The sequence below is a fragment of the Ectobacillus panaciterrae DSM 19096 genome, from assembly GCF_000430785.1.
In the GTDB taxonomy this organism is placed as follows: Bacteria; Bacillota; Bacilli; order Bacillales; family Bacillaceae_G; genus Ectobacillus; species Ectobacillus panaciterrae.
Genome location: NZ_KE387249.1, coordinates 95,121 through 105,761 on the forward strand (window position 1 = coordinate 95,121; position 10,641 = coordinate 105,761).

Sequence of the window (10,641 nt, forward strand, 5' to 3'; positions counted from 1 at the left end):
TCGTTCATCGTACTGTGTGGCTGTACTTAGATAACACAGGAACTCGTTTTGTTAGCTTGTAATAGATACGGAACACAATTTGTGCCAAAGGCTCTATTTTGACTGAAAGCCGGATGACTAAGAAGCTTGTCCCCCATGAAAGAGCAGCTGCCCCTATTACATCTGCCGGATAATGGACACCGACATATATACGTGAAATTCCAACAATAACAGCCCAAATGAATGCAATATTCTTCCACCGATCTCCCCGTAGCAGCATCGTAAATGCTATCGCAAATACTAATACCGCATGATCGCTTACAAATGAAGAATCAGCGGCATGGGCTACCAATTTGTGTACATGATGCGTGATAAATGGACGTGGGTGATAATAAACGAGATGGATAACGGCGTTCGAGAATAATGCCAGCGCAGTAGATAGAAGTGTATAAAAGACTGTATACTGTTTGGCAATTGCCTTTTCCCTATTTGCGTTGCTGAACCATAATAACAGCATAAATGCTACAGCAACATATGGAGCACTGTCGGTAATGCCTATCATTACTTTATCAAGAAAAGGCGAATTTCCCGCCCATCCATTAATCCATTGAAATACTGCGTAGTTCATACGTTTCCTCTCCTTTAAGCATGGTGCTGCTTATTTCTTTTTATAGTCATAACAATGAGATAGATAATGATGCTCCGAAGAAGTTGACTTCCCCTTGCGAAACTAGGTACCCTGCATACGACAGCACAAGCTCACTTGGAATCACTTCTACCATCAGTCCAAGACAATGCCTGAATATCCTAAATTCATCAACATGAGTAAACCAGCTCATATACTTCCTCTTTGTTTCTATACATGTAAATAGACTGCCTCTAAATCAAAAAAGTTCAACAAAAATAAAAAATCTTAAATATCGTTTTTGAGCTAAGATTTTTCATGTACGATGTATCTTATCCTTACATGCAAGGTTTTACGTTTCTATTTAAACACTTCTTATAATACGGAAAATCTCCAGTAAAAGAATGTTTACTGCAAGCCATGCTCCTCCAAATACATAACCGGAAGCAATATCGCTAGGCGGCTGCATCCGGAAGAATACATAGCTGATGAAAATGAAGAATAACAGTCCAAGAGTCACGAACACAGCAAATGTATGAATCCCAATCCTTCTTGTATGACGTACAAGCATGAACACAAAATAACCCAATATTACAATGATCATAAATGTTTGTTCATTCGGAAACGAGTACAACAATGAGCCCGAATATGAAGGATTCAGTTGATGAAATAACCGGCGCAAGCTTTCTTCATACAATTTCCCTAAGCAAACCAGCAATAATAAAAACAATACTTCCAGTTTTTTGTCTTCTCCTCTCCAAACAATCCATAATCCGGTAAGGAAAACGAATCCTGCCAGCACTTTTCCCGAACCTGCCAAAAAGAACGCCTTCATCGTGGTAGTCCAATGTGTATCAAATAGCACTAATACAATTGAAATTACACCTTGGTCGAAAGCGTGGAATTCATTGTTCAGAAAATCCTCAATAACTCCCGCCATAAGCATGATCAATCCAAGGGTACAGATCCCTACAGTTATGATAAATAGTGACGTTCTTCTCCGAGTATGAAATATTTCTACAGCCTTTTGTGTTGTGGTCATTGTCACTTCTTTTAGTTGAGCTTTATATCTTCTAAATAGATACAGAGTCAATATGATAACGCTAAGCAAGCACCCGAGCAGAATGAGGTACTTTTTAACAGCACCGTGGAATTGTTCCCAGTGCGGCCCTAATGCTTTACCGAGAGAAATAAAGGTCCCCGTCCAAATAAAAGCACCCGTATAGGCATACATAGCATAAGTTCGAAACGACACTTTTGTAATTCCGGAAAAATAACCTGTGATATGTCTGACGCCTGGAATGAAATAAGTGACAATAAGAACTTTATTGCCCTGCTTATTAAACCAATCTGACGTTTTCTTCAGCTTATCAGGACTTAATAAAATACGATGACCGTATTTTTCAAAAAAAGGATTTCCCAATCTATATCCAATCCAATATGTTATTGTCACCCCTATTGAACTTCCAGCCCCGGCTAGAAGAATGCTGCCCATCCAATTGAGATGTCCCTGGTACACTAAAAAACCGGAATAACTCATAAGAAATTCTACAGGGAATGGAACGGCAATCAACTCAAGCATAAGCCCAAAAAATAAAAGAAAATACCCATATTGATCAATGTAAGTCATAACTAAGTGAATCATAATGTCTACCCCTTAGTAATAATGATTAAGATAATCGTACCTCGCTCTAAAAAGTCATTTATACTCTTTAGCAGATCGCTTCTCTCTCACAGTCATAGTATTGTTTACAGCAATTTCTTCTTTACCACTCAGTTAAAGGGACATGATATGTACGTAAAAGTTCATTGGAATATTATGCAAAATAAAAACTCTTAACCTTCGTTAAGAGTTTTTGCTTTCTTTCTAGACATCCACTTCTCAAGCAGCCACTTAGCTGTAAATCCGAGTGACAGCCAGATAATCAAAAGTATAACAAGCATACCGATTAAAGGAATATTCATGAAGGCAGTAAGAGTAAAAGCCCCTACGGTCAACACGAGCCACTCCGCTCTTCCGTCCATCACTTTCAATTGCTTACCGATTTCCTTACTAAGCAAGCTCATTCCTATTAAAAAAGAACAGAGAACACCAAGAACGAAAAGAATAACAACTGGTATCCCTATAATGCTAATAAACAGCAAGACACAAAGAGCTAAAAGAGCGAAGCTTGTTATAGCTCCAGTGACTAACAATCTGCCAAATTGCTGATTCATATGCTCCTTTACATAATCCAGCTTATTTCTCACTACCATTCCGGTCAACACTGTCATAATGATTAGCAAAATACTTCCTATAAGCCGAATGAACCACATTCCAAGAAACAGAGCCCCTCCCAATATAAGGCTGTTCTGTGTCGGATCATTTAAATAAAAAGAAAGAATATGCTCTCCAATTTTCGCTCCTTTTTCCTGCTCGACTCTTCCGCCGATTACAAGGACGGGCCCTTTAATGTCGGCTGTACGGTGAATCTGTAAATTTCCATTGATTACAATGACAGCTGTTTGAACAGTACCATCGATTACGGCATCGTTCCCCAAAACAAGCACACTTTCTACTTTCTGATTCTCCGGTATAACAGTTTCTTTGTAATGCACGATACTGTTTCCGGCAGCAAGCACTGGATGATGGAACGTCAATGTTAAAAAGAGAACCGAAAGAAAACTAAGCGTCATTCGAAATATCTTCATGTTCCGCAACTCCTTACCCGGCTGTTTTTGTTATCAATAAGCGACGGATGGACCATCCTGAAAAAATAAGAATAATAATGACCGTGGGTACCATTACTTCCACAACATACGGAACGGAAGAAAGAATGGATCCAAAAGCATGCGCAAGACTGATTCCGATCTTTACAAATGCAAATGTAAATTTCATGGCCATGTACATAACCTGACCTGTCTGCAGAAGTAATACAGAGAAGAGCAGTACAGCAAAAAGACCGGCAACTGCAAATCTTCTTTTAGGTATCGCTTGTTTTTGTTGATTATATTTCCGGACTTTGTCCATCACAGACTGTTCAAACTGAAAATCCGGCTCCATGCTTAAAGGATATGCGATTTCCATTTCCTGTTTTAGCCACAGCAGTTCCTCCAACTCCTTTTTGCATTCTCTGCATATCTGGATGTGAGCCTCTACATCCCTTCGTTCAACTGGGCTCACTTCATCATCCGAATAGGCTGATAAAAGCTCTTTCATATCATCATGCATACTCCTCACCCCTAGAAAGTTCTCTCCTTAAAGCCGCCCTTGCTGTACTGATACGAGACTTTACTGTCCCAACCGGAATATGTAAAATCTCCGCAATTTCATCATAAGAATAGCCTTGGATATCTCGTAAGACGATAGCTGCTTTATGCTCAACAGACAGCGTTTGCAATGCTTCCTGTATCGTTAGCCGCACTTGTGATCGCTCGATATTGGAACTTCCGCTTACAAATAGTTCCTGTTCTTCTTTTTCTGTTTGATATTGCATCTCTTTTTGTAACTTTTTAAGCCTATCGTAACACAAATTTGCGACAATTCTTGTCAGCCAAGAAACAAATGCATATTCATTTTCCAACTTCGACAAAGATATATAAGCCTTTAGAAATGCTTCTTGTGCAATATCTTCAGCCTCCATCTTATCATTGACCATGGCATAGGCATGACGAAATACATGTCCTTTAAACCTTGTGACCAGTTGTGCAAATGCTTCTTCATTTCCCTTTTTAGCTTGTAAAATTAACTGGTGCAATTCCTGGTGCAATTCCTGGTCCACATCTTTCAGTCCCTCCTGCCTCATACTCAAAATCAGGTAACAATCTCTCTTTTTAAAAAGACGCTATGTAACGTGAAATAGTTCATTCATGATACAAAATAAGAGTCCTCTACAATGAACTGCTAAATCATCTTATTCCCTTCCACAAAGACCTGTTTTCAGTATAACTCCGCTGTATGAGGCACATTCATTATCTAACCTGTGTAAGACACATTCCGTACATAATTCTCGTTTTGCTTAGAAAATGAGAATTATATAAATACTTATCATACATGATGAACTTTTTGCTATAAAGTGTTGTCTTTCTAGCATAATTATAATTCTTACTATAATGGAACAAAATTCCCACTATTTTATACAAGCCTGTTCCGGGTCAAGAAAGAGAAAATTCTATGTTCTTCGATAAAAAGGGAACTTCTATTGTTCTAAGCAGTAAAGAAACTGTTGTTCAAGAAACCTTACATTATACAGAAAATAAAATGAATAGCAAACCAGTGCTGCCATTGTTACTTTGTTTTTCTTTATATAGACATTGTAGCCAGTTGTATCACTGGCACTGATTAAACTTATCGTTATTACGTAGACAGAAAAAAACACCACCTGTTCTAATAGGTGGTGCCCCTTCATACAATAGTTTTTAAACTTTTTATAAATCCTCAAACTTCCCTCTTCACAAAATCCTCTTAATACCCATAGCTATATGGATACGGCGTTGGGACAAGGCATGGATAACCGTCGCCATCCTCTACTCAGATTGATTAGCTTATACAATTATGGTTTCATTTCTATACTGGTTCGTAATCATGAACCTCCCCACTTACTCGCTTCCGCTCCTTGAAGTGGGGGTATTCTCGCCCAATTTATGATAAATTTGTTACCGTGCCTACTCTAGCATTTAGTGAAAAATGCTTTCATACCCTTGCCTTAGGGGCAAATATTTTTTAGCCAATTTATTGTGTCTAAAATAACCTCGTCTCTATTTATTTCGTTAAGCATCTCATGCCTGCCGCCAGCATATAGCTTGTAAGTAACATTATTGATATTGAAACTTTTATATGTATTATCCAGATCAACAATACCTCTGCCATAATTGCCAACAGGATCACTATCGCCAGCAAAAATATAAATAGGCAAGTCCTTTGGAATCTTTTCTAAATTCTCTTTTTTATGAATAACTTTTGTCCCAATAAATAAATCGTGGAAAAAAGATACCGGAAAAACGTTGCCACAATATGGGTCATCTATATATTTTTGTACTTGTTCTTTATCCCTAGATAACCAATCAAACTTAGTAGAATTTGGTTTAAATCTGTTATTGTAGCTACCAAAAGCCAGCTTGTCTACTAATGTTCCGTCTGTCTTTCTTCCCTTAAAAGCTATCATCAGTTTCGTGAGTGTGATTCCAAAGTTTACAATTGGCTTTTGTTTACCATTTGTTCCAGACAAAATAACGCCAGATAGCTCATTACCATACAGCTGAATATATCTTTGAGCTAAAAAAGAACCCATACTATGCCCGAATAATATTACTTTTTTATTAAGATTTTCTTCCTTAATAATATCTGTTAGCTGTTTCATGTCCTCCACCATATCATGGAAACCGTCATTATCACTTATATATCCTAATTCATCTATAGAAGCGGCTGACTCACCATGCCCTCTATGGTCATTAGCATACACTACAAATCCTTCTTTCATTAATGCTCTTGCAAAATAATCGTATCTAATAGCTCTTTCACTCATACCATGAGCAATTTGAACGACTCCTTTTATGTCTGTTTCAGGAATCCATTTTTGAACGTTTATTGGTATATTGTCTTGATTCATGAAGGTAAAATTTATTCTTGTCATTTTATCATCTCACGATCCTTTTTAAATACAATGAATTCTAATACAAATATAAAAAAATTTTCAAAAATTGAACAAATATTCATCTTTTCTATATTTCCTCTTCTACATTATAGATAGAAAATCCTTTCTTACAAGAATGGTAAGAAAGGATACAGTATAAGTTCTAAAATCTGTGTTTTCAAAATTCCTGTTTCAATATGATTATAATTTAGAGAGAAAAAATCCTCTTAGATTCAGGAATCTCGGAGGACTTTACAATTATTTCATATACATTTTCCATACCTTTATACCGCTCAGCCCAGATGCTCAAAAGCAACATAACTTAGGTTATCGGCAGTTCCTTGGACACCGACTAAAGTATTTGTTTTTTCCCTCCAATTGATATAGTTATCGGTCGGTCATAACGATTGTCTTGATAATTGTCCTTTGTTTTAGGTTGATATGAACCAGAGTTTGGCGGTCCAATCACCACAGATTCAGTTATCGGGGCTAGTACTTCGGCTAACTGTTTAGCATCAACATTATAAGCCATTTGGAACACTTCTGGAGGAGTCAGCCGCAGCATGTCGGATCCTTCTGCCGATTCGAATTGATCATTATTGAAGAAGAGATGGACATGTGCTTCTTCCGAAACAGGCGTAATCCAATGCCACCAAGCCATAGGTATAAAGACCACTTGACCGGATTTTGCTCGGTAATGGTGCAACTGTTGCGTGTCTGGATCGAGAATAGAGGTGATTACTTCTCCAGAAACTACGACATCTAGTTCCCAAGCATTGGGATGCCAATGCGGTTCCCTCATGTGGCCTTTGGTAAGAAAGAGATCCACAAAAGCTCCTCCTATCATCGCTGGTAACTGTGTTGAGGTTACCTGGTAAGCAATATTTTCATCGTTCCTCTTGAAAAGAACACTGTTTCGCGAGTCAAAAAAAAGATTTGGTGTTCCTGAACTTTTTTTAATATTAGTATTATCAGTAACGTATCCAGATTTAGACATCATGTTTCCCTTCTTTCATGTAATTTTATCATTTTCAGCTGAGAATCCCCCACTTCAAGCGTAGCTAAGCGGGGAGTAGTTCAAATGTGAATCCCTTTTGCTGTTTTGAACTTATGTCTCAAAACGCCCAATCTGAATTCATGTTATGATGATAAAATGTCCCATGTATAGGCGCGTATCCATATATCACGATGAATTTTAAAAAAGTCTTTAGATATTATAATTCAAGTTAAAAAATAACCGCTCGAAGGTAGCTGGTCATAAACAAGGAGATATAACGTCATTGTCGTAGTATACGGGTTTCTTCTATAGAAATTAAACAACCTGCTTCCTGTAGAGTGCAGGAGGCAGGTTGTTTAGGTATTGTCTAAGTGTACTATTTTAAGCTATTACTTCGTAAGGGTTAATGATTCTTTTTGTCTTTTGATAAGGTTATATCGCAAAATATATTTCAGTTTACAAATTTATTCTTCCTTCAAAAACAACTTCTTCTAACGATTTTCTAGTGCTAGGATTCTCCCGTTCTTGCAAATTCGCATCGAGGGTTTCTTTTTCACCGCGATAGCCAACAGCAATTACTGCATGAAGATCAAAATCATCTGGAACATTCAGCAAGCTGCGGGCTTTATCTTTATCGAATCCCCCGATTGCATGTGTGCTGAGTCCAAGTAAGGTAGCTTGAATGGCTAAGTAACCCCATGCTGTTCCGGCATCAAATGCATGTGCACCGTTTTGATCGCCGTTATCTCTTTTTTTGTTTGATGCCACTAGAACAAGAACAGGAGCTTTTTCTGCCCAAGCTCGATTGAAGGGATGCAAGAATTCATGAAAGGTCTCCAGTTGCCCTTCTGTTTTCGCCACAATGAAGCGCCAGGGCTGATCATTGAAGGATGAAGGAGCCCAGTGTGCCGCTTCAAGGATACTATACAAATCTTCATCAGAGACTTTCCGATCGTCATACGCACGAGGCGACCAACGATTTAAAAACAAGGGATTTACAGAATGTTCGGCTTTACGATGCTCTTTAACCTCACTTGTGAGTTGTTCAGTAGGATTAACAATCAGACTCATCATATACACCCTTTTCCTATAAGATTAATTGCATTTATCATGATATCACATCAGGGATTAATATTCAAAATTTTTAAATTATTATCCTTCTTCATTAGTTGAAAGTTGAAATTGTTTTTTGGGTTCTGGTGCAAATACTTTAGAAGAGCTATAGAGAGGCGAAAAGTATGTCCAAGTTTGATAGTTTTTTTGCACCAGAACCCTCTTCTTACATTTTATAGGATATTGCTATTCTATGGTTCTAACGAATTATATTTGCACCAGAACCTTTAATTTTCTTTTGCCAATATTTACACACATAAATAAATGTTGAATAATCAGAAAATTTTAGTATAATAGAAAAAAGGTCAAGGAGTTGATTTCCTATGAAAAAGTATTTCCTTAGTAAACCACGACAATCTGAAGTAAACATCATGGATTCTGTATTTGCTGAAATGGTGTTAGACAAAGCCCTTCATGATTTCCGAAAAAAACAAATCCAAAAGGAAATCGACCGTTCGCTACGAAATCGTAACAAGGAAGAATTCTTACGATTAACTGAGGAATTAAAAAATATTTCTTAAAACCAATGTATGTCTATCAGTATGATTTTAAGATAAAATGGATAAAACCATAACAGGAAAGGGGAGAAGTGTTTTTACTTCTTCCCTTTCTATTTAATTAGGGAAAATCTACATTCATATTTTGTTTATGCTAATCTCATTTTTTCTTGAATAATCGATTCTTCTATCAAGACAATTTCTTTTCGATAAAACATGTGACTTCCTTCCATTATATATCTTTCTTCTAATATAGGGTCTAAAAATTTTAAGGAATATTGAGTTCCATACTGAAGAGAATGTTGTACATTAGTAACTCTGGCCATAGCACCCACGTATGTATCCTTCTCTTTTATAATATCCCGTTTTCCATCCTTTTGTTTAGAGATGTACATATTAGCAATGACACGAACAACCTCTCCCACCTTCACTTCCCGATTAGGAGGAAGAACATATAAAGGATGTAGATCATGTTCTATTCTGTATTCTTCTATGGCATCTAAAATGTCTTTTTTATACTTTTCTGCTCCACGGCCAGATAGTTCGTATCCTTCCCAGCCAAAATCATTGTTTGTATTACCACCCTTAATCCTTGCTACAACTTGTACACCAGGTGCCTTGATATCATAACCACATAAATCATTCTCAGTAATGATAAACGATACATTTCCAAGTTCTTGCTGTTTCTCTACTTGTTCTCCAGCTTCTGTATAAAGTGCATGTAAGATTTCTTCTTTATATTTTTTAGCTCCTCTTCCTGATAGGTGAAGCTGTTCTATTCCATCTTTCCCTTGTTTTAATACAGCCATAACACGTATACCAGATCCCTTTACTTCATAGCTTCCATCTTTCATATCCAAGATGGTGAGAACAATTTCAGTGTTGTCATGAAGCAAAACTGCTTTCCTTATTTCTTTCTTTTCCTCATTAGTACTCATTATCCATTCTCCTTTACTAGATAATAGTAGCCCTTTCTTTTTCTATCATATCATTAAATTTAATTTTCAGAAAAATAAAATATTAGCCTAAGTTATATTTAAATTCAATTAGTAATTGCTTTTTAGTACATTAATTATATATTAAATTTATACATTACGTGAAATTTTATATCGTTTCAATGTTTGAACGGCCTTGCGATTAACATAATTTGTAACTATGAGCATTCAACTTATCTAAGAGAGCTTATGAACCTCCCCCACTTACCGTTACATTACACCATTCACACGCTTGAAGTGGGGGTATTCTTGCCCAATTTATACCAAAAAATTCCCTTCAGTTTCGGAACTGAAGGGATTCTTTTGGTATAACCCAGATTATCGCTAGTTGATTTTAAACAGTAAATTAGTCAATTTAGCTATATCTATATCATTTTAGTATTAATTATTGGAATTAAACGTCTCATATTCTTTCCAATTGTATAAGTATTATTGCCCACCATTACGGACTATATAAGATAACCATTAATAAGCATGTAACGAGCCTGTTCCAATAACGTTCAATAAGCCATGTTTTGTACCTTCGTACTACAAATGATTTTACTCTCGTACTCCGGTGGCAATCATCTATCTACGGTTAAAATGAATATAACCGTCCGTCTCTCCGTTTGATTCCTTCAAGACAGCTCCCCTACCATAGTTTGGGTTTCTCGCTCGTGGGGTTTACCGCGTTCCATCTTTGCTATTTCCAACAAAGCTTCGTCACTGTGGCACTTTCAGGGATACTCAGCCATATCCATAGACTTAGGCGTTTTTTCCCGCCGTCAGCCCAGCTAAAAGCCGAACTGCCCTAGCTTATTTTTTCGCTAGGCACGAACACTAC

10 protein-coding genes, 1 other RNA gene and 1 pseudogene are annotated in these 10,641 nt (G+C 37.0%); 1 reads left to right on the top strand and 11 read right to left on the bottom strand.

Annotation, left to right across the window (positions count from 1 at the left end):
• Positions 1-4: 4 nt before the first annotated feature.
• From H540_RS0125925 to H540_RS0125975, 9 genes and pseudogenes are all read right to left on the bottom strand, one after another.
• Positions 5-607, bottom strand: coding sequence for an undecaprenyl-diphosphatase (locus H540_RS0125925; protein ID WP_028403051.1), 603 nt, complete (start codon positions 605-607; stop codon positions 5-7).
• Between the two features lie 64 nt (positions 608-671).
• Positions 672-802 (bottom strand): annotated as a pseudogene (locus tag H540_RS33665) (undecaprenyl phosphate transporter UptA); the annotation flags it as partial.
• 166 nt (positions 803-968) lie between these two features.
• A complete protein-coding gene (locus H540_RS0125935) occupies positions 969-2,249 on the bottom strand; it encodes a VTT domain-containing protein (protein WP_034671950.1) in 1,281 nt (426 codons plus the stop codon).
• Between the two features lie 191 nt (positions 2,250-2,440).
• Positions 2,441-3,295, bottom strand: a complete 855-nt coding sequence (locus tag H540_RS0125940) for a hypothetical protein (protein WP_028403053.1) — start codon at positions 3,293-3,295, stop codon at positions 2,441-2,443.
• A gap of 13 nt (positions 3,296-3,308) precedes the next feature.
• Positions 3,309-3,815: an anti-sigma factor family protein gene (locus tag H540_RS0125945; RefSeq protein ID WP_028403054.1), complete on the bottom strand. Its 507-nt coding sequence runs from the start codon at positions 3,813-3,815 to the stop codon at positions 3,309-3,311.
• Complete coding sequence (locus tag H540_RS0125950; protein WP_245592358.1) at positions 3,808-4,365, bottom strand: RNA polymerase sigma factor; 558 nt, start codon at positions 4,363-4,365, stop codon at positions 3,808-3,810. The genes H540_RS0125945 and H540_RS0125950 overlap by 8 nt, the downstream gene beginning before the upstream one ends.
• A gap of 924 nt (positions 4,366-5,289) precedes the next feature.
• Entirely contained in the window at positions 5,290-6,216 is a 927-nt protein-coding gene (locus H540_RS0125960) for an alpha/beta hydrolase (protein WP_028403057.1), read from the bottom strand.
• 352 nt (positions 6,217-6,568) lie between these two features.
• Positions 6,569-7,213: a cupin domain-containing protein gene (locus H540_RS0125970; protein WP_028403058.1), complete on the bottom strand. Its 645-nt coding sequence runs from the start codon at positions 7,211-7,213 to the stop codon at positions 6,569-6,571.
• Positions 7,214-7,669: 456 nt separating this feature from the next.
• Positions 7,670-8,284: a nitroreductase family protein gene (locus H540_RS0125975; RefSeq protein WP_211241934.1), complete on the bottom strand. Its 615-nt coding sequence runs from the start codon at positions 8,282-8,284 to the stop codon at positions 7,670-7,672.
• A gap of 365 nt (positions 8,285-8,649) precedes the next feature.
• Between H540_RS0125975 and H540_RS0125980 the strand changes: the two genes are divergently transcribed.
• Positions 8,650-8,847 (top strand): IDEAL domain-containing protein, encoded by a 198-nt coding sequence (locus H540_RS0125980; RefSeq protein ID WP_028403060.1) that lies wholly within the window; start codon positions 8,650-8,652, stop codon positions 8,845-8,847.
• A 125-nt stretch (positions 8,848-8,972) separates the two neighbouring features.
• Here H540_RS0125980 and H540_RS0125985 read toward each other — a convergent pair whose 3' ends face one another.
• Together H540_RS0125985 and rnpB are read right to left on the bottom strand one after the other, a co-directional pair.
• The gene (locus H540_RS0125985) at positions 8,973-9,761 is read right to left on the bottom strand and encodes a hypothetical protein (protein ID WP_028403061.1); all 789 of its coding nucleotides are present in this window, start codon (positions 9,759-9,761) and stop codon (positions 8,973-8,975) included.
• A 556-nt stretch (positions 9,762-10,317) separates the two neighbouring features.
• Positions 10,318-10,641: RNase P RNA component class B (gene rnpB / locus H540_RS32715), an RNA gene on the bottom strand; the annotation flags it as partial.

Coding starts and splice junctions, on each gene's coding strand:
- H540_RS0125935 (WP_034671950.1), bottom strand. CDS start 2,249: ATGATTCACTTAGTTATGACTTACATTGATCAATATGGGTATTTTCTT.
- H540_RS0125975 (WP_211241934.1), bottom strand. CDS start 8,284: ATGAGTCTGATTGTTAATCCTACTGAACAACTCACAAGTGAGGTTAAA.
- H540_RS0125980 (WP_028403060.1), top strand. CDS start 8,650: ATGAAAAAGTATTTCCTTAGTAAACCACGACAATCTGAAGTAAACATC.
- H540_RS0125925 (WP_028403051.1), bottom strand. CDS start 607: ATGAACTACGCAGTATTTCAATGGATTAATGGATGGGCGGGAAATTCG.
- H540_RS0125945 (WP_028403054.1), bottom strand. CDS start 3,815: ATGCATGATGATATGAAAGAGCTTTTATCAGCCTATTCGGATGATGAA.
- H540_RS0125985 (WP_028403061.1), bottom strand. CDS start 9,761: ATGAGTACTAATGAGGAAAAGAAAGAAATAAGGAAAGCAGTTTTGCTT.
- H540_RS0125970 (WP_028403058.1), bottom strand. CDS start 7,213: ATGTCTAAATCTGGATACGTTACTGATAATACTAATATTAAAAAAAGT.
- H540_RS0125960 (WP_028403057.1), bottom strand. CDS start 6,216: ATGACAAGAATAAATTTTACCTTCATGAATCAAGACAATATACCAATA.
- H540_RS0125940 (WP_028403053.1), bottom strand. CDS start 3,295: ATGAAGATATTTCGAATGACGCTTAGTTTTCTTTCGGTTCTCTTTTTA.